The 18,233-nt window shown below is 71.8% G+C and carries 15 protein-coding genes; 7 read left to right on the forward strand and 8 right to left on the reverse strand.

From position 1 onward, the window contains the following. Positions 1 to 2: 2 nt before the first annotated feature. The 4 genes from ACH34Q_RS36730 to ACH34Q_RS36745 all read right to left on the reverse strand — a co-directional run bounded on the left by ACH34Q_RS36730 (position 3) and on the right by ACH34Q_RS36745 (position 5,644). On the reverse strand, positions 3 to 3,722 hold the full coding sequence (locus ACH34Q_RS36730) for a nitrate reductase subunit alpha (RefSeq protein ID WP_395987779.1): 3,720 nt from the start codon (positions 3,720 to 3,722) through the stop codon (positions 3 to 5). Continuing rightward, positions 3,722 to 4,993, reverse strand: a complete 1,272-nt coding sequence (locus tag ACH34Q_RS36735; RefSeq protein ID WP_395987780.1) for a nitrate/nitrite transporter — start codon at positions 4,991 to 4,993, stop codon at positions 3,722 to 3,724. Before ACH34Q_RS36735 ends, ACH34Q_RS36730 begins: the two co-directional genes overlap by 1 nt. Positions 4,994 to 5,123: 130 nt before the next feature. After that, positions 5,124 to 5,459 (reverse strand): ArsR/SmtB family transcription factor, encoded by a 336-nt coding sequence (locus ACH34Q_RS36740; protein WP_395987781.1) that lies wholly within the window; start codon positions 5,457 to 5,459, stop codon positions 5,124 to 5,126. Between the two features lie 2 nt (positions 5,460 to 5,461). Further along, entirely contained in the window at positions 5,462 to 5,644 is a 183-nt protein-coding gene (locus ACH34Q_RS36745) for a DUF3073 domain-containing protein (RefSeq protein ID WP_395987782.1), read from the reverse strand. 161 nt (positions 5,645 to 5,805) lie between these two features. On the opposite strand from ACH34Q_RS36745, the gene ACH34Q_RS36750 reads away from it, so the two are divergent. From ACH34Q_RS36750 to ACH34Q_RS36775, 6 genes are all read left to right on the forward strand, one after another. Then, a complete protein-coding gene (locus tag ACH34Q_RS36750; protein WP_395987783.1) occupies positions 5,806 to 7,491 on the forward strand; it encodes a cytochrome bc complex cytochrome b subunit in 1,686 nt (561 codons plus the stop codon). Further along, positions 7,488 to 9,125, forward strand: a complete 1,638-nt coding sequence (gene ctaD, locus ACH34Q_RS36755; RefSeq protein ID WP_395987784.1) for a cytochrome c oxidase subunit I — start codon at positions 7,488 to 7,490, stop codon at positions 9,123 to 9,125. Before ACH34Q_RS36750 ends, ctaD begins: the two co-directional genes overlap by 4 nt. A gap of 80 nt (positions 9,126 to 9,205) precedes the next feature. Next, entirely contained in the window at positions 9,206 to 9,712 is a 507-nt protein-coding gene (locus ACH34Q_RS36760; RefSeq protein WP_395987785.1) for a MarR family winged helix-turn-helix transcriptional regulator, read from the forward strand. A gap of 171 nt (positions 9,713 to 9,883) precedes the next feature. Then, positions 9,884 to 11,071 carry a PP2C family protein-serine/threonine phosphatase gene (locus ACH34Q_RS36765; RefSeq protein ID WP_395987786.1) on the forward strand — a complete coding sequence of 396 codons (1,188 nt, stop codon included), beginning with the start codon at positions 9,884 to 9,886 and terminating at the stop codon, positions 11,069 to 11,071. A gap of 46 nt (positions 11,072 to 11,117) precedes the next feature. Next, positions 11,118 to 11,858, forward strand: coding sequence for a ZIP family metal transporter (locus ACH34Q_RS36770; protein WP_395987787.1), 741 nt, complete (start codon positions 11,118 to 11,120; stop codon positions 11,856 to 11,858). A gap of 124 nt (positions 11,859 to 11,982) precedes the next feature. After that, entirely contained in the window at positions 11,983 to 12,699 is a 717-nt protein-coding gene (locus tag ACH34Q_RS36775; protein ID WP_395987788.1) for a ferritin-like domain-containing protein, read from the forward strand. Between the two features lie 39 nt (positions 12,700 to 12,738). Here the strand turns inward: ACH34Q_RS36775 and ACH34Q_RS36780 are convergent, their stop codons facing one another. After that, positions 12,739 to 13,515, reverse strand: a complete 777-nt coding sequence (locus ACH34Q_RS36780) for an SDR family oxidoreductase (RefSeq protein ID WP_395987789.1) — start codon at positions 13,513 to 13,515, stop codon at positions 12,739 to 12,741. A 175-nt stretch (positions 13,516 to 13,690) separates the two neighbouring features. Here ACH34Q_RS36780 and ACH34Q_RS36785 point away from each other — a divergent pair, with 175 nt between their 5' ends. Next, positions 13,691 to 14,071, forward strand: coding sequence for a hypothetical protein (locus ACH34Q_RS36785; RefSeq protein ID WP_395987790.1), 381 nt, complete (start codon positions 13,691 to 13,693; stop codon positions 14,069 to 14,071). A 1-nt stretch (position 14,072) separates the two neighbouring features. Here the strand turns inward: ACH34Q_RS36785 and ACH34Q_RS36790 are convergent, their stop codons facing one another. The 3 genes from ACH34Q_RS36790 to ACH34Q_RS36800 all read right to left on the reverse strand — a co-directional run bounded on the left by ACH34Q_RS36790 (position 14,073) and on the right by ACH34Q_RS36800 (position 18,225). Then, a complete protein-coding gene (locus ACH34Q_RS36790; protein WP_395987791.1) occupies positions 14,073 to 15,551 on the reverse strand; it encodes a glycosyltransferase family 4 protein in 1,479 nt (492 codons plus the stop codon). A gap of 75 nt (positions 15,552 to 15,626) precedes the next feature. Continuing rightward, positions 15,627 to 16,868: an Ig-like domain-containing protein gene (locus ACH34Q_RS36795; protein WP_395987792.1), complete on the reverse strand. Its 1,242-nt coding sequence runs from the start codon at positions 16,866 to 16,868 to the stop codon at positions 15,627 to 15,629. Positions 16,869 to 17,046: 178 nt separating this feature from the next. Beyond that, complete coding sequence (locus ACH34Q_RS36800; RefSeq protein ID WP_395987793.1) at positions 17,047 to 18,225, reverse strand: Ig-like domain-containing protein; 1,179 nt, start codon at positions 18,223 to 18,225, stop codon at positions 17,047 to 17,049. Positions 18,226 to 18,233: the final 8 nt, after the last annotated feature.

The raw sequence follows: 18,233 nt of genomic DNA on the forward strand, positions 1-18,233 counted from the left end.
ACCTAGTACGTCACCTCCTGGGAGCGGCGGCGGATCAGGGTGACCTCATCGCGCTGGTTGCCGGTCGGGCCGAGGTAGTTGAAGGCGAACGACAGCTGCGCGTACCCGCCGATCAGATGGCTGGGCTTGATCAGCAGCCGGGTCAGCGAGTTGTGCATGCCGCCGCGGCGGCCGGTGGTCTCGGCCTGCGGGACGTCGATGAGCCGGTCCTGGGCGTGGTACATGTACGCGGTGCCCTCGGGCATCCGGTGCGAGACGATCGCGCGCGCGACCACGACCCCGTTGCGGTTGACCGCCTCGATCCAGTCGTTGTCGTGCACGCCGATCCTGGCGGCGTCCTCCCTGCTGAGCCAGATCGACGGGCCGCCGCGCGACAGCGACAGCATGAACAGGTTGTCCTGGTACTCGGAGTGGATCGACCACTTGTTGTGCGGGGTCAGGTAGCGCACGGTGACGCCGAGCTCGCCCTGCTCCCCGATCCGCGGCTCGCCGAACAGCCGGTGCATGTCCAGCGGCGGGCGGAAGGTCGGCAGCTGCTCGCCCAGCTCGGCCATCCAGTCGTGGTCGAGGAAGAAGTGCTGGCGGCCGGTGAGGGTGTGCCACGGCTTGAGCCGCTCGACGTTGATGGTGAACGGGGAGTACCGGCGCTCGGAGCTCTCCGCGCCCGACCATTCCGGCGAGGTGAAGACCGGGACGGGACGGGCCTGGGTGTCGGCGAAGGTGATCCGGTCGTCGCCGTGGTCGGCGGCGAGGTCGGCCAGCGGCGTGCCGGTGCGCTTCTCCAGCGTGCGGAAGCCCTGGACGGCCAGATGCCCGTTGGTGGTGCCCGACAGGGCCAGGATGGTCTCGCAGGCGTGCACGTCGCGGATCAGCGAGGGCCGGCCGTCGGCGGGCCCGCCGCGGATCGTCCCGTTCTTGCCGCGCAGGTACGCGACCTCGCGTTCCAGGTCGAACGGCACGCCCTTGGTGGCGGCGCCGAGCTTCTCGGTGAGCGGGCCGAGCGCGGCCATCCTTGCTCCGAGCGCCGGGTAGTCCCGTTCGACGACCACCAGCTTGGGCAGGGTGGTGCCCGGTATCGGCTCGCACTCCCCGGCCGCCCAGTCGGCGACCCGGCCGTGCGGTGTGGCCAGTTCGCCGGGGGTGTCGTGCAGCAGCGGCACCGCGACGACGTCCTTGCGCACGCCCAGGTGCTCGCCGGCGAGCCGGCTGAACGCCTGGGCGATCGACTGGAAGGCGTCCCAGTCGGTACGGGTCTGCCACGGCGGCGAGATCGCGGGGTTGAACGAGTGCACGAACGGGTGCATGTCCGTGGTGTTGAGGTCGTGCTTCTCGTACCAGGTCGCGGCGGGCAGCACGATGTCGGAGTAGATCGTGGTGCTGGTCATCCGGAAGTCCAGTGACAGCAGCAGGTCGAGCTTGCCGGTGGGCGCCTCCTCGTGCCAGGTGACGCCCTTGGGGCGGGCATCGGGCGGCGCCTCGGTGGCGCGTACGGAGGAGTCGGCGCCGAGCAGGTGCTTGAGGAAGTACTCGTTGCCCTTGGCCGAGGAGCCGAGCAGGTTGGCCCGCCACACCGTCAGGATCCGGGGGAAGTTCTCCGGCGCGTCGGGGTCCTCGCACGCGAACCGCAGCCGCCCGGCCTTCAGTTCTTCGACGACATGCTCACCGGCCGGTTTCCCGGCCGCCTCGGCCTCGTCGGCCAGGTCCAGGGGGTTGCGGTCGAACGTCGGGTACGAGGGCATCCAGCCGAGCCGGGCGGACTGCGCGATGACGTCGGCGGTGGAGCGGCCCGCGAGGGTGCCATCGGCGGTGGCGGCCGACAGCGTGCCGGCGCTGAACGGGTCGTACCGGAACTGGTCGGTGTGCAGGTACCAGAACGCGGTCCCGATCATCTGCCGGGGCGGCCGGGACCAGTCCAGCGCGCCCGCCAGCTGCGCCCAGCCGGTGACCGGGCGGCACTTCTCCTGCCCGACGTAGTGCGCCCAGCCGCCGCCGTTGACGCCCTGGCAGCCGGTCATCGTGGTCAGCGTCAGGAACGCCCGGTAGGTCGTGTCGGAGTGGAACCAGTGGTTGGTGCCCGCGCCCATGACGATCATCGACCGGCCGCGGGACTGCTCGGCGTTGGCGGCGAACTCCCGGCCGATCCGCGCCGCCGCCTGCGCGGGCACGCCCGTGATCGCCTCCTGCCAGGCCGGGGTGTACGGCTCGGTGGCGTCGTCGTACCCCGACGGCCAGGTCCCCGGCAGCCCTTCGCGGTACACGCCGTACTGGGCCAGCATCAGGTCGTGGACGGTGGTGACCAGATGGCCGCCGACGCGCCGTACCGGGACGCCCCGGCGCAGCCGCCCCGGCCCCCCGTCCGGAGCGTCGAAGCGTGCCAGCTCCACGACGACACCGGGCTCCGGGCCACCGGCGACGCTCAGCAGCGGATCGATCTCGCCCAGATCGAGGTTCCAGCGGCCGGCGCCGGACTCCCCGTACCGGAACCCCAGCGATCCGCCCGGCACCACCGGCCGTCCGGTCGCCCCGTCCAGCAGAACCGTCTTGAACGCGGCGTGCTCGGAATCCGCCTCAGCGCTGTGCTCATCACCACGGGGCAGGTCGGCGGCGGTGAGGAACTTGCCCGGTACGTAGGCGTCCCCCTCCTGGCGGCTCGGCTCCAGGCGGACGAGGAAGGGCAGGTCGGTGTAGCGCTTGCAGTAGCCGGTGAAGTAGGGCACCTGCCGGTCGGCGAAGAACTCCTTCAGCACGACATGGCCCATCGCCATCGCCAGCGCGCCGTCGGTGCCCGGCTGGGCGGCCAGCCATTCGTCGGCGAACTTGACGTTGTCGGCGTAGTCCGGCGAGACCGCCACGACCTTCTGCCCCCGGTAGCGCGCCTCGGCCATCCAGTGCGCGTCCGGCGTCCGGGTCACCGGGAGGTTGGACCCCCACATGATCAGGTAGCCGGCGTCCCACCAGTCCCCCGACTCCGGTACGTCGGTCTGGTCGCCGAACACCTGCGGCGAGGCCACCGGCAGGTCGGCGTACCAGTCGTAGAACGACAGCATCGTCCCGCCCAGCAGCGACACGAACCGCGACCCTGCGGCGTGCGACACCATCGACATCGCCGGGATCGGGGAGAACCCCGCGATGCGGTCGGGCCCGTGGGTCCTGACCGTGTGCACGTGCGCGGCGGCGATCATCTCGGTGGCCTCGTCCCAGGACGCGCGCACCAGCCCGCCGTGGCCGCGGGCGGACTTGTAGCGCCGGGCCCGTTCCGGATCGGTGACGACGTCCGCCCACGCCGTGACCGGGTCGCCGGTCCGTGCCCTGGCCTCGCGGTACATCTCCAGCAGCAGGCCGCGCACGTACGGGTAGCGGACCCGGGTGGGCGAGTAGGTGTACCAGGAGAACGCGGCGCCGCGCGGGCAGCCGCGCGGCTCGTACTCCGGCCGGTCCGGGCCCACCGACGGGTAGTCGGTCTGCTGCGCCTCCCAGGTGATGATCCCGTCCTTGACGTACACCTTCCAGGAGCACGACCCCGTGCAGTTGACCCCGTGCGTCGACCGCACCACCTTGTCGTGCGACCACCGGTCCCGGTAGAACGCGTCCGCGCTACGGCCGCCCTTCTTCTCCATCGTCCGCAGGTCCGGGGACACCTTCGCGCGGGTGAAGAACCGGCGGGTGCCCACCAGGGCGTCCGTCACCGGCCCGTCCAGCCCGGGGCGTTCCTTGGCGGCCATCAGGGGTGTCCCGCCGTGCTGCGGGGCGCCTGCCGTTCGTGTACGGCGCGCCGTACGGCCGTGGCGGTGAGCAGCCCGGCCGCGGTCGCGACGACCGCGAGCAGCAGCAGGCCGACGGTGTAGGAGCCGAACAGGCCGTAGATCGCGCCCATCACCAGCGGCGGGACGAAGCCGCCCAGGCCGCCGGCCGCGCCGACGAGGCCGGTGACGGAGCCGACCTGGTTCGCCGGGGCCATCAGGGACACCAGCGCGAACGTGGCCCCGCTGCCCGCGCCCAGCGCCGCCGCCATCGCCAGGAACGCGATCGTCCCCAGCGGCATCAGCGGGGGCGCGAACGCCTGCACCGCCGCCGCCACGACGGTCACGGCGAGGCAGACCTCCATGACCTGGACGGCACCGATCCGGTCCGACAGCCAGCCGCCGACCGGGCGCATCAGCACCGCCAGCAGCACGAACCCGGCCATCCGGTTGGCGGCGTCCGCCTGCTCCAGGTCGTACTGGGACTTGAGGTAGGTGGGCAGGTACACCGAGAACGCCACGTACCCGCCGAACGCGACCGCGTACAGGGCCGACGCCTGCCAGGCGACCGGCAGCCGCAGTGCGGCGGCCATCCGGTGCGACATCGGCTCGCCGGGAACGGTCCGTCCGGGCGCCTCGCGCAGGAGCAGGGCCGCGACCACGGCGTACACCGCCAGCAGGACCGCGGTCAGCACGAACGGCGTCGCCATCCCCGACCCGTCGACCAGCCGCACGGTCGTCAGCGCACCGATCGCGGTGCCGCCCATGCCGGCACCGAACACCCCGACCGCGAACCCGCGCCGCTCGGGCGGGTACCAGCCGTTGACGAACGGCACCCCGACCGCGAAGGTCGTACCGCCGATGCCCAGGAAGAAGCCGCCGATCAGCAGCGCGGGCAGCGAGGAGTGGCCGAACAGGCCCAGGAACAGCACCGGGACGATGGTCGCCGCCGATACCAGCGGGAACATCACCCGCCCGCCGTACCGGTCGGTCAGCGCTCCGACCGGGATCCGGCCCACCGAGCCGACCACGACCGGCACCGCCACCAGCAGCGCCTGCTCGAAGGCGCTGAGGCGCAACTCCTCCTGGAACCTCGGGCCCAGCGGGCTCAGCAGCGCCCAGGCCCAGAAGTTCAGCGCGAACCCCAGCGTGGCCAGGGCCAGCATCACCGCGGGACGGCCACCTGCCGCCGCGTCCCCGGATCCCGTCCCCGGTCTCGCCGCCGAGTCCGGTTCCTCAGGCGAACCACCCATGCCGCACCTTCCGCTCGGTCGGCGGTAGCACTACCCGAAGGCATGCCGCAGGTGCGGGTGGTCGTCCCAATATTCGATCAAGGCCTGCGGGCCACCGGCCGGTCGGCGCGGTGGCCCGTTCGCCGGCCGGTCAGGCCGGGTGCTCGGCCTCCAGTTCGGCCAGCAGCCTGCCCTGGCCGGCCAGCAGGTCGGTGAGGATCCGGCGGGCCGCGCCCATCAGCTCCCCCACGTCCCCGCCGGCCAGCTCGTACATCACCGTCGCCCCCTCGCGGCGGGCGGTCACGATGCCCGCCCGGCGCAGCACCGCCAGCTGCTGGGACAGATTGGACGCCTCCACCTCGATCGCGGCCAGCAGGTCGCGAACCGGCATCGGCCCCTCGCACAGCAGCTCGAGCACGCTGATCCGGACCGGATGCCCCAGCGTCTTGAACAGCTCGGCCTTGGCCTGGCTCAGCTGAACCGGCACCGTCAGCTCTCGGTGTCGCTCTCGGCGCGCTCGGCGGCGTCCCCGATGTCCTCGGCGCCGGTGCCGGCCGTGGCCGCCCCGACGCCCATGTCCCGGCGCAGCCGCTCCAGGTCGGTGCCCCCGCTGCTGTACTTGATCTTGCGTGCGACCTTTGTCTGCTTGGCCTTAGCCCGACCTCGTCCCACTCGGTACGACCTCCTCGACGGCGACTTCATCCATTGAAGAAGTTATCAACTGTACAGGAGCAACAGGCCACCGGCCTGGCCTTTCGCGCCTCCGGGCGGGTGATGTTAGTTACCGGTCACCCTGGGTAGCAGCCCGACCAGCCGAGGAAGGGAGCCGGCCCGTGAGCCCGGGCAGCAGCAGCCGGCGCGCGGCCGCCGGGACCGTCCGGGCCGCCGACGACCGGCTCGGCACCGTGGGCTTCCTGTCCCGCAACATCCGCAAGGCGTTCCCCAAGCACTGGTCGTTCCTGCTGGGCGAGATCGCGCTCTACTCGTTCGTGGTCCTGCTGATCACGGGCACGTTCCTGACGTTCTTCTTCCAGCCCTCGCAGGCCGTGATCGTGTACGAGGGCTCGTACGCGCCGCTGCGGGGCGTGGAGATGAGCGAGGCGTACGCCTCCACGCTGCACCTGTCGTTCGACGTCCGCGGCGGGCTGCTGATCCGGCAGATCCACCACTGGGGCGCGGTGCTGTTCGTGGCCGCGATCAGCGTCCATCTGATGCGGATCTTCTTCACCGGGGCCTTCCGCAAGCCGCGCGAGATCAACTGGCTGATCGGCGTCACGCTGTTCGTGCTGGCGCTGGCGGAGGGGTTCGCCGGCTACTCGCTGCCCGACGACCTGCTGTCGGGGACCGGGCTGCGCACGCTGGACGGCATCGTGCTGTCGATCCCGCTGGCGGGCACCTACCTGAGCTTCTTCGTCTTCGGCGGCGAGTTCCCCGGTGAGGACATCGTCCCGCGGCTGTTCACGGTGCACATCCTGCTGGTCCCCGGCCTGCTGCTGGCCCTGATCAGCGCGCATCTGATGATCCTCTGGCACCAGACCCACACCCAGTGGCCGGGGCGCGGGCGGCGCGAGAGCACGGTCTCCGGCGAGCCGACGTTCCCGCACTTCGCCGCGCAGAGCACGGCCTACCTCCTCGCCACCTTCGGGGTCCTGGCCCTGCTGGGCGGCTTCTTCCAGATCAACCCGGTCTGGCTGTACGGGCCGTACGCGCCCGCCCAGGTGTCGATGTTCTCGCAGCCGGACTGGTACGTCGGGTTCCTGGAGGGCGCCCTGCGCGTCATGCCGCCGCTGTCCACGACCGTGGCCGGGCACACGATCTCCTGGAACGTCATGGTCCCGGGGCTGGTCGTGCCGGGGGTGTTCTTCACCCTGATCGCGCTCTACCCCTTCTTCGAGCGGTGGGCGACCGGCGACGCGCGCTTCCACCACATCCTGGACCGGCCCCGCAACGCCGCCACCCGTACCGGCATCGGGGCCGCCGCCATCGCCTGGTACGGCAACCTCTGGGCGGCCGGAGGCAACGACGTCATCGCCTTCACGTTCGGCATCCCGCTGTTCCTGACGACGTGGTCCTTCCGCGTGGGCTTCTTCGTCTTCCCCGTCCTGGCGTTCGTCGTCGCACGGCGTGTCTGCCTGAGCCTGCAGCGCCGCGACCTGCGGATCGCGCGGGAAGGGGTCGAGAGCGGTGTCGTCACGTTCACCCCGGAAGGCGCCTTCCACGAGCTGCACGAGCGGCCCACGCCCGAGGAGGACGCGCTGGTGCGCGCGCGGCCGCGCCGCGACCTCGTCGCCTCGTACCCGGACCACATCATCCCGCTGCCGACCCCCGGGCGGGCCAAGGCCCAGGTCCGTACCCGGGCCAACCGCTTCTACCTCGACTACCACGGCGAGGTCCCCGAAGGCGGGCAAGGCGATCACGACGGGCACCGCGAACCGGACCGGCATCGCGATCACGACGGGCACCGCGAACACGACGGGCACCGCGAACACGACGGGGACGGGCGGGGGAAGCGACGATGACGGCCGTCGACAAGGAGCGGAACACCGGCCTCGCCGAGCCGCTGTCCCGGCACCGCAAGGGACTCCGGATCGGGGACGTGCTGGCGACCACCGATCACAAGGTCGTCGGCTACCTCTACCTCACGACGTCGTTCGCGCTGTTCCTGATCGCCGGGCTGATGGCCATGGTCATGCGGGCCGAACTGCTCGTCCCCGGCCATCAGATCGTCGCGTCGCACCGGTACAACGAGCTGTTCACCATGCACGGCACGATCATGCTGCTGCTGTTCGCCACCCCGCTGTTCGCCGGGTTCGCGAACGTGATCGTCCCGCTGCAGATCGGCGCGCCGGACGTGGCGTTCCCCCGGCTCAACACGCTCAGTTACTTCCTGTTCCTGCTCGGCTCGCTGCTGGTGCTGGCCGGGTTCGCGGCACCGGGGGGCGCGGCGGCGTTCGGCTGGTTCGGCTACACGCCGCTGTCGACCGCGACCTACTCGCCCGGCCAGGGCGGCGATCTGTGGATCATGGGGCTGGTGCTGTCCGGCTCCGGGACCATCCTCACCGGGGTCAACCTGATCACCACGATCATCGGGATGCGCGCCCCCGGGATGGTGATGTTCCGGATGCCGATCTTCGTCTGGAACTCGCTGCTGACCAGCGTGATGGTGCTGCTGGCCTTCCCGGTGCTCACCGCCGCGCTGCTGGCGCTGGAGGCCGACCGGCGGCTCGGCTCGCACGTCTACGACCCGGCGCACGGCGGCGCGCTCCTGTGGCAGCACCTGTTCTGGTTCTTCGGCCATCCGGAGGTCTACATCGTGGCGCTGCCGTTCTTCGGCATCGTCACCGAGATCCTGCCGGTCTTCGCCCGCAAGCCGCTGTTCGGGTACGTGGGCATGGTGGCGGCGACCATCGCCATCACGGGACTGTCGATGACGGTCTGGGCGCACCACATGTTCGCCACCGGCCAGGTGCTGCTGCCCTTCTTCTCGTTCATGTCGTTCCTCATCGCCGTACCGACGGGCATCAAGTTCTTCAACTGGGTCGGCACGCTGTGGCGGGGGCAGTTGACGTTCGAGGCGCCGATGCTGTTCGCGCTGGGATTCCTGGTCACGTTCCTTTTCGGCGGCCTGACCGGCGTGATCCTGGCGTCCCCGCCGATGGACTTCCACCTCACCGACTCGGCGTTCGTGGTGGGCCATTTCCATTACGTGCTCTTCGGTACGGTCGTGTTCGCCATGTTCGGGGGCTTCTATTTCTGGTGGCCCAAGATGACCGGCAAGAAGCTCGGCGAGACCTGGGGGAAGGTGCATTTCTGGTCGCTGTTCATCGGCTTCCACATCACCTTCCTGGTCCAGCACTGGCTGGGCGCCCAGGGAATGCCGCGCCGGTACGCCGACTACGCGGACACGTTCACCGCCCTCAACGCCGTCTCCTCCATCGGATCGTTCATCCTGGGCGCCTCCACGTTCGCGTTCCTGTGGAACGTCTGGCGGACGCACCGCCGGGGCGAGCGGGTCGGCAGCGACGATCCCTGGGGCGCCGGCTCGTCGCTGGAATGGGCCACTTCGTGCCCGCCGCCGCGGCACAACTTCACGCGCATGCCGCGGATCCGTTCCACCCGTCCCGCGTTCGACCTCCACTGGCCCGCGAAGTAGCGGAACCCGCCGCGCCGTTCCGCCGTCCGATCCACCGGCGGTAGTGTGCGAGGGCCAGGACGAACGGGGGAAGGACCGCGGTGACCGGTCGGCAGGGCCAGGGCCAGGGCGATGACGGGGTCGAGGCCTCGGCCGAAGTGACCGCCGCGATCGAGCGTGCGCTGTCCACCGCGGCGCTGGCCTGGAACCGCGCCGACCAGGGTCTCGAGGAGCACGTCTCCCCCGTCCAGCTGCGCGCCGTCGAGGCGCTGGCCCGGCACGGCGAGGTCAACCTGCGCGGGCTGGCCGCCGAACTGGACGTGATCCCGTCCTCGGCCAGCCGGCTGTGCGACCGCCTGGAGGCGGCGGGCCTGCTCGTACGGGAGCACGCCCGGGCCGACCGCCGCGAGATCGTGCTGCGGCTGAGCGCGCGGGGCGAGGAGCTGTTCGCCTCGCTGGCCCGGCGCCGCCGCGCGGTCGTGGCCGAGGCGCTGGCCGGGATGTCCCCCGGATCGCGGGCGCGGCTGCTCGACAGCCTGCAGGAGTTCGGCCGGGCCACCGGTCTCGGCGAGATCGGCGAGCCGGGCGAGCGGCGCCGCCGGGCGTGACCGGCCCGTCACCTGCCGCCATATTTGCCATGTGACAAATTCTTTGCCACGCTTCCCCTGAACCCCCGCGATCAAACCCGCGGTCCGGCACGGCCCCGGAGAACGACTCCCGCCCCTCGGCCTGCTCCCCGCCGCCACGGTCACGTTCTCGCCGGACAGACGGAAGGCCCGATGAAGGTGCAAGGAAACGGGGCACGCCGCCCGGAGCAGGTGGAGCGGGCGCTGCGCACGACGCCGGCGCACTCGCTGCCCGAAGCCCTGGCCGCGGCCGTCCGCGAGCTGTTCCCCGGAGCCGGGACGGCCCGCCTCCTGCTGGCCGACTACAACCTGCGAGTCCTGCTGCCGGCCGACCCGGCCAAGCCCGGCGACCGGGAACGGGAGTCGCTGAAGGTGCACGGCAGCGCCGCCGGCCGCGCGTTCGCCTCGCTGGCCCCCGTCCTGGACTCCGGCCCCGAGCGGATGCTGTACGTCCCGGTGACCGCGCGGGGCGAGCGCCTGGGCGTACTGGCCGTCGCGTTGTCCGGTCCCTCCTCCGAGGCCGACCACGCCGACCTCGTCGAGCTCGGGCCGATCACCGGCGAGGCGCTGGCCGTCGCCTGGAACCACACCGACCGCTACGAGCGCGCCCGCCGGCACCGCAGGCTGTCGCTGGCCGCCGAGTTGCAGTGGCAGCTGCTGCCCGGCCAGGGCTGCGCAGGCGCGGAGTTCAGCCTGGCCGGCCATCTGGAGCCGGCGTACGCGATCGGCGGCGACGGCTACGACTGGTCCACCGAGCGCGACCATCTCGCGCTGGCCGTCGTCAACGGCGCGGGCACCGGCATCCAGGCCGCGCTGCTGACCTCGCTGACCCTCGGCGCGCTGCGCAACGCCCGGCGCTCGGGCGCGGACCTGTCCGAGCAGGTCAGCCTGGCCGGCGACACCGTCTACGGCCGCTACGGCGGCAAGGAGTTCACCGAGACGCTGGTGCTGCGGATCGAGCTGGCCGGCGGGCTGGTCTCGGTGATCGACGCCGGTTCGCCGCGGATCCTGCGGATGCGCGGCTCCCAGGTCGCCCCGATCGAGCTGGAACGCCAGCTGCCGCCCGGCATGTTCGCCGACACCGAGTACCGTCCCCAGCACTTCCGGCTCCGCCCCGGCGACCGGCTGGTGATCATCAGTGACGGCGTGTTCGCCGACGACGACGCCGACCCGTTCCCGGTGGAGAAGGCGGTCCGCCGCACCCGCCTGCTGCCCGCGCCGGAGGTCCCGACCTCGATCCTCGCCGCGCTGGTCGACCACCGCCACGGCCGGGACCTGACCGACGACGCCGTCGTGGTCTGCCTCGATTGGAAGGGGAGCCCCGCCGAAGCGGCGCCGTGAATGGCCTGGTGACGGCCCCGAACGTACGATCGTCCGGGGGGTGATCATGCCTGAGGTGCTGCAGGCCGGCGGCTGGGGGCTGCTGGCGGGTTCGGCGCTGGTGCTGGGGGCGCTGGCCGGCTACCTGATCCGGGTGCCGCGCCGGGTGGTGGCCGGCGTGATGGCGTTCGGCAGCGGCGTGCTGATCTCGGCCGTGGCCTACGACCTCATCGAGGACGCCCACGACCGGGGCGGCCTGGCGCCGACGGCGGCCGGGGCCGCGGCCGGCGCGCTGATCTATACGGGGGCGAACGTGCTCCTGGCCCGCCAGGGCGCGCGCCACCGCAAGCGATCGGGTGGCCAGCAGGCCGCCGAGCGGCAGGAGGGCTCCGGGACGGCGATCGCGCTCGGCGCGCTGCTGGACGGCGTCCCGGAGTCCATCGTCATCGGCGCGAGCCTGCTGACCGGCGGCGCGGTGAGCGCGGTCACCGTCATCGCGGTGTTCATCAGCAACGTCCCCGAAGGGCTGTCGAGCGCCTCCGGGATGCGCCGGTCGGGCCGCGGCCCCCGGTACGTGTTCGGCCTGTGGACCGGCATCGCCGTGCTCAGCGGCCTGGCCGCCGTGCTGGGCTACACCGTCCTGGGCGACGCCTCCGGCTCGGTGATGGCCGCGATCACCGCGCTGGCCGCCGGCGCCATGCTCACCATGATCGCCGACACCATGATCCCCGAAGCCTTCGAGGACGCCCATCTGCTGTCCGGCCTGATCACCGTGGCCGGCTTCCTCACCGCCTTCTCGCTCACCTGAGACCCGCTCGCGTGCGGGACCCCGGCGCCCTGCCGTGCTCGCAGGATCTCCACATTTCCCCGCCGGGGCGGCCACATCGGACCGGTTGAGTGAACGCGTCGGCGCCGGACAGTGGAGGACGGGCATGGAGACGATCGTTCGCGACAGCGGGTTCGCGGGATGGCTGCGGGACTTCGAGCAGGAGGCCGAGGGCCGGGACGCGATGGGCGATCCGGACTGGGAACGGGGCGCGCGGCTGGAACCGCCGGTGATCCGCAGCCTCCAGCGGTTCCAGGTCGGGGAGGACGGCGACGGCGCGTTCCTGGCCGGCAAGGCCGGACGGGCCGGGGACCCCGAGTACGCCGCGGCCGTGCGGCTGTTCATCGCCGAGGAGCAGAACCACGCCCGGATGCTGGGCCTGCTCCTGAAGGCGGCGGGGGCCCCGACGATCGAGGGCCACTGGAGCGACGCGATCTTCGTCCGGGCGCGCCGGCTGATGGGGCTCCAGCTGGAGCTGATGGTGCTGATGATCGCCGAAGTGATCGCGATCGCGTACTACCGGACCCTGCACGAGGGCACGGCCGACCCCCTGACGGCCGAAGTGGCCGGCCGCCTGCTGGCCGACGAGCACCGGCACGTCCCGTTCCACTGCAGGCGCATCGGGGACGGCCTGGCCGCGCTCCCGCGGCCGCTGCGCGCGGCGGCGATCCGGCTGTGGCGGGCGGCCGTGGCGGCCGGGGCCGTCGTGATCATCACCGACCACGGCCGCGCGCTGCGCCGGCTCGGCAAGACCCGGATCCGCTTCGTCCGCGACGTCCTGGCGGAGGCCGCGACGGCCGCGGCCCGGATCCGGGAGCGGTAGTGCCCGGGTCGGCGGAACCCAGGGATCGTGCGCTCGGGCTCAGTAGAGGTCGGGGCCGCGCAGGGTGGCCTCGGCGCCGCCGTCCAGGTAGACGACCTGGCCCGTGACGTGGGAGTTGCCGGGGCTGATCAGCCAGCGCAGCCCCTCGGCCACCACCTCGGGGCCGGCGTGGCCGTTCAGCGGCATCGGGACGGCCTCCTCCATGATCTTGACCATCGCCTCGTCCTCGAACAGCGGGGCGGTCATGGGGGTGAGCACCACGCCGGGCGCGATCGCGTTCAGCGGGATGCCGGCGCCCGCCCACTCGGGCGTGACCGAGGCGCGGCGCAGCCAGCGCGCCAGCGCCGTCTTGGAGGAGGGGTAGAGCAGCCCGCCGTGGTGCCGGCCCACGGCCTCCTCGGCCAGCCGTACGGCCTCGGTCTCGGTGCCGTCCAGGCAGGCGGCGACCACGGCCGGATCGGACTGCTGCGTACCGGAGATGGAGCCGACCACGGCCGCGCGCGGCGCGGGCGCCTCGGCCAGGGCGGGGCGCAGGCCCTCCAGCAGGCCGACCACGCCGTAGAAGTTCACCTTGATCGTCAGCGCGACGGGCGCGGAGATGCCCGCGCAGGCGACGACGCCGTCCAGCCGGCCGCCGGAGAGCTCCAGAACGCCCCGGACGGCGGCGTCGCGGCCCTCGGGGGTGGACAGGTCGGCGCTGACGTCGGTGTCCTTGAGGTCGACGCCGATCACCCGGTCGCCGCCGGAGCGCAGCAGTTCTGCCAGGGACTTGCCGATGCCGGAGGCCGCGCCGCTCACCGCGATGATGCGTGTCATGCCCGACACCGTAGCGATGTGCGGGGAGACGGCCCGGGATCGTCCCGTTCAGCGGGAGATCACCTGGTTCGTACCCGGCTGCTAAGCCCGGCGGGCCGGAATCAATGGCCGGTGAGTATCCGCGGCACCCCGGAGACACGCACCATGTCGGTGTCCCGAGGAAATGAGGAAGAGCATGCGGCCGACCCTTGCCCGGCTGGCGGTGGTGGCGCTGGTACCGGTGCTGGCCCTGGCCACCGCCTGCGGTGACGATGGCGACAAGTCCGGCGGCGCACCGCCGGCGACCCCGTCGTCGGCGGCGACCAGCCCCGCCACGTCGCCGGCGCCCAGCCCGGTCCCCAAGAGCGGCAGCGGCGGCGAGCGCGACGCCTCCCCCAGCGACCTGCCGACGAAGAGCTACAACGCGTTCGCCCGGTGCATGCGCAAGCAGGGCGTGCAGGTGCCCGACGCCGGGCAGAGCCACACGCCGCCCCCGGAGCAGAACCCCGCCAAGGCGCAGCGGGCACTGAAGGCCTGCGCGAAGCTGCTGTCCAGCGCCACCCCGAGCGCCGGCTAAGTCACAGATCCAGCAGGGTCAGCGTTCCCAGCGTGAGGCCGGCGACGGCGAAGACCGCCAGGACATGGCGGACCGGGGTATCGCGGTGCTCGCCGCGTCCTGCCGGGCCGCGGTGCTCGCCGGGCGCCGGCCGGCCGCCGGGCTCGACACGGGCGGGAGGCCGGCACAGATCGTCCAGCAGGCGCAGCCACTGGGGGCCGACCCGGTCGAGATGGTACGTACGGGACGAGGCCAGCGCGCGGTCGCCGAGGCGGTCGCGCAGGCCGGGATCGGTGATCAGCACCCGCAGCGCGGCGGTGAGGCCGGCCACGTCGCCGGGCGGCACCAGCAGCCCGTCATCGCCGTGCGCGATCATCTCGCCGGGGCCGGTGGGGCAGTCGAACGCCACCACCGGCAGGCCCTTGCCCATCGCCTCCAGGATCACCATCGGCATGCCCTCGAACCGCGAGGACAGCACGTACGCCGAGGCACGTTCCATCTCGCCCGCCAGATCGGAGGTACGGGCGCGCAGCACCACCCGCCCGGTCAGCCCGCGGTCGGCGATGCTCTTGCGCAGCCGGTCCCGCCGCGGCCCGCCGCCGAAGATCGCCAGGGTCCAGTCGGGGTGCTCGGCGGCCAGCGGCTCGTACGCCCGCACCAGCAGGTCGAAGCCCTTCTGCCGGGTGAGCCGCCCGGCCGCCAGGATCACCTTGTGCTCGCGCCGCGACGGGCCGCCGGGCATCTCGGGCACCGCATTGGGGATCCGGACGATCCGGGCCGGCGAGCCCGCCAGCTCGGCCCGGTAGTCGGCCAGCGACCGCTCGGTCAGCACCGACACGGCCGTCAGCCTGCGGTACGCGCGGCCGATCTCGCGGCGCAGCCGGGGCGGGTAGGAGCCCAGGTTCATGTGGTCCTGCCCGATCGTGACCACGCCAGGGGGCGCCGCCTCGGCGGCCAGCAGGTTCAGCGAGGGCCGGGTACCGATCAGCACGTCGGGCTGCGGGCCGAGCATGATCCGCAGCAGGCACAGGTCCGTCCAGAGGTTCATGCCCTCGAACGAGGCGTCGTCCACGGGCGTCAGCACGCTCGGCAGGCGGCCGAGCCGCCGCGCGACGCGGCCGGGCGGCGGGCCCGTCGCGTCGTCGGCGGACCGGATCCGCACGTCCGGGTGGAACCGGAAGAACGGCAGTTCACGGTGCCGGACCACGCTGACGATCTCGACGTCGTGCTCGCGGGCCAGGTAGCCGCTCAGGTTGAGCACGGTACGGATGGTGCCGCCCGTCCCGTACGCGTGCTGGAGCAGGAACCGGACGCGCAGCCGCCGTCCCGGTGGCGGCCGGCGGCGGGTGGCCGCCACCGCCCGGGTGGCGGCGAGTACCGCCGAACGGGCCGACCGCTGCAGCCTCACCTTCGCCAGCCATTTGAGCCGGCCCGGCCTGAGCCGCTTGCGCCATGACCGTTTCCGGCCGCGGGCGCGCTTGTTTCCGGGTTCCTCCGCCATCGTTCCCCGCTCTCCGGGAAGGTTCCTGTCCTCACCTTCTGCCCGGATACGAGCGGTTACAACAAAGTGGCCCGGTCAGGCCGTGGTCACCGCGCGGTCGAGCGCTCCGCCCGCGACCCACCGGTTCCAGGACATCTCGTAGTAGCTCCAGCCGTTGTTCCAGTCCAGCCCGCGCTTGGAACCGGTGATCACGACCACGTCACCGCGGTAGGACCAGTTGTAGAACCACTTGGCGGCGGCGGGCGGTGAGTTGAGGCAGCCGTGGCTGACGTTCTGCCGGCCCTGTGCCCAGGTGGTGGCCGCCATCGCGTGGAGGTACTCGCCGGTGGCGGAGATCCGCACCGCCCACGGGATGACCTCCTTGTAGCCGCCGTTCTTCTTGTCCTTGGGGTCGACGCCCATCCACTCCGACGTCATGATCGCCGGATTCTCCTTGCCCATGGTCAGGTGGACGCCGCTGGTGGTCAGGTAGGTGTCGACGCCGTTGACGACCCGGCCGCCCTTGCCCGCGCTGATCGGCCAGCTCTTGACCTTCACGCCGTTCCGCCTGGCGACCGCCCGCTTGGTCTTGGTACTGGCGGTGGTGATGTGCGAGTCGCCGATGGTGAAGCGGCGGGCGAGATCGTTCACACCGTAGCTGCGCTTGCCCGCCCTGACCCCGCTGAGCTTGGCCGAGAACGTGACCTGCTGGTTCGGCTTCCAGTACTCGCCGTTCTTGGTCCGGAAGATCACCTGGGTGCTGCTCGGCCAGAACCACGCGCCGGTGGCCGGCTTGGTCGACTTGACCCGCAGCGCCCGCTCGACCGCCTTCTTGTCCTCCACCGCGCGGTTGAAGGTGACCATGATCGGCATCCCGACGCCGACCTTCTCGCCCTGGGACGGGGTGACGTCGGCGATGGCCAGCGGCTGGGTGGTCCTGAGGGTGGTGAACGTGCTGGTGACCGTGGTCGTCTTGCCCTGCGGGCTCTTGGCGATCGCGGTGACCTTGTACTGCGAGCCGGGCCGCAGCGTCCGGGACTTCCACGCGGTCTTCTCCGGCGACAGCGTGCCCTCGACCGGCTTGCCCTTGCGGGTGACGGTGACCTGCTCGATCGTGCCGCCGGCGGCGGTGACCGTGACCCCCGTGTCGGGCCTGGCCTTGGCCGCGCCGTCGCCCGGCGACACGGTGACCTGGGGAGTCCCGGCCTCGGCCTTGCCTCCCACGGTGACCCCGCCGCCGCCGTCGCCGTCACCGCCGGAACAGGCCGTCGTGAAGACCAGGACGGCCCCCGTCAGACCCGCGCCGGCCCGCACACCTGCGGAAAGTCTCCGCTGCACCGTCAACCTCCCGAACCCCGCCGATGAACAGCGAACCCTTCCCGTCCGGCGGCCGCGGAGCGCTGGGCTCCGCGGCGCCGAGGACGAAAAAGGTTCGCTGCGACATTAGCGACAAAAGTTCGTGACCATACGATGACCCGGGGTTTTGCCGGGCCGCCGAGATCAAAGCGTTGCACGATCAGCCGAGCGCGCTCCCCGACTTCCACTTCTGGAAGGACAGCTGCCAGAAGCCCCAGCCGTTGTTCCACTCCATGTCGCGGTCACTGCCGGTCAGCTTGATCACGTCACCGCGCTGCATGATGTCGTAGTACCACTTGGCGTTGGCCGGGCTGAGGTTCAGGCAGCCGTGGCTGACGTTGGCGCTGCCCTGCACACCGACGGTGGACGCCATCGCGTGGGTGTACTGACCGCTGGCCGAGAAGCGCACACCGTAGTTGACCACGGTCTTGTAGTAGCCGGGCTCGCCCGGCTTGCGGCCCGGCGAGACCATGGTCACCGGGTTCTCCTTGCCCATGGTCAGGTGGACGCCGCTGGTGGTGGTGTACTCGCGGGTGGTCCCGTTGCCCGCACTGAACGGGACCTTGCGCAGCTTCTTGCCGTCCCGGGTGACGGTCATGTGGTGCTTGCCGATGTTGCCCGTGGTGATCTGCGCCGCGCCGATCGTGATCGTCTCGTTGACGTCCTTGGTGCCGTACACCCCGGCGCCCGCGTTGATCCCGGCCAGCTGCGCGTTGAAGGCGACCTTCTGGTGCGGCTGCCAGTACGTCTTGGTGCGGTAGATCACCTGGTCGGACCCGATCCAGCGCCAGGCGCCCTCGACCGGCTTCTCCGGGGTGACCCGCAGCGCCCGCTCCACCGCCGCCTTGTCGGTCACCGCCCGGTTGAAGCGGACGATGATCGGCATCCCCACGCCGACCTTCTCGCCCTCGACGTTCGGCGTGACGTCGAGCACCGAGAGCGGCTTGTCGGCCTTGAGCGTCTTGAACGTGCTGGTGGCGGTGCTGGTCTTGCCGTCGTTACGGGCCTGCGCCGTGACCGTGTACGACGCGCCGGGCGACAGCGTCCGGTCGGACTTCCAGCTCTTCTTGTCACCGGCCATCTTCCCCGTGACGGTGACGCCCTGGCCCTGGACGGTGACGCCCTGCAGCGTCCCCTCGGCGACCCGGACCTCGATCGGCCCGTCCGGCTTCACCGAGCCGGCCCCGTTCGCGGGGGTGATCGTCACCGCGGCCGACTCCCCGGCGGCCAGCGTCCCCTGCTCGCCGCCGTCACCCCCGCCGGCACAGCCGGCGGTGAGGACCAGGACCACCCCGGCGCCACCGGTCACAACAAGCCCGAAACGACCCTTAAATCCCACTGATTCTC

Origin of the sequence: Actinomadura sp. 9N407, from assembly GCF_044326315.1 — a bacterium.
Taxonomy (GTDB): Bacteria; Actinomycetota; Actinomycetes; order Streptosporangiales; family Streptosporangiaceae; genus Spirillospora.

What these genes read in the sequence shown, in the direction of transcription:
- ACH34Q_RS36730 (WP_395987779.1), bottom strand. Translation starts at nt 3,722, where the DNA reads ATGGCCGCCAAGGAACGCCCCGGGCTGGACGGGCCGGTGACGGACGCC.
- ACH34Q_RS36735 (WP_395987780.1), bottom strand. Translation starts at nt 4,993, where the DNA reads ATGGGTGGTTCGCCTGAGGAACCGGACTCGGCGGCGAGACCGGGGACG.
- ctaD (WP_395987784.1), top strand. Translation starts at nt 7,488, where the DNA reads ATGACGGCCGTCGACAAGGAGCGGAACACCGGCCTCGCCGAGCCGCTG.
- ACH34Q_RS36765 (WP_395987786.1), top strand. Translation starts at nt 9,884, where the DNA reads ATGAAGGTGCAAGGAAACGGGGCACGCCGCCCGGAGCAGGTGGAGCGG.
- ACH34Q_RS36770 (WP_395987787.1), top strand. Translation starts at nt 11,118, where the DNA reads ATGCCTGAGGTGCTGCAGGCCGGCGGCTGGGGGCTGCTGGCGGGTTCG.
- ACH34Q_RS36775 (WP_395987788.1), top strand. Translation starts at nt 11,983, where the DNA reads ATGGAGACGATCGTTCGCGACAGCGGGTTCGCGGGATGGCTGCGGGAC.
- ACH34Q_RS36780 (WP_395987789.1), bottom strand. Translation starts at nt 13,515, where the DNA reads ATGACACGCATCATCGCGGTGAGCGGCGCGGCCTCCGGCATCGGCAAG.
- ACH34Q_RS36785 (WP_395987790.1), top strand. Translation starts at nt 13,691, where the DNA reads ATGCGGCCGACCCTTGCCCGGCTGGCGGTGGTGGCGCTGGTACCGGTG.
- ACH34Q_RS36790 (WP_395987791.1), bottom strand. Translation starts at nt 15,551, where the DNA reads ATGGCGGAGGAACCCGGAAACAAGCGCGCCCGCGGCCGGAAACGGTCA.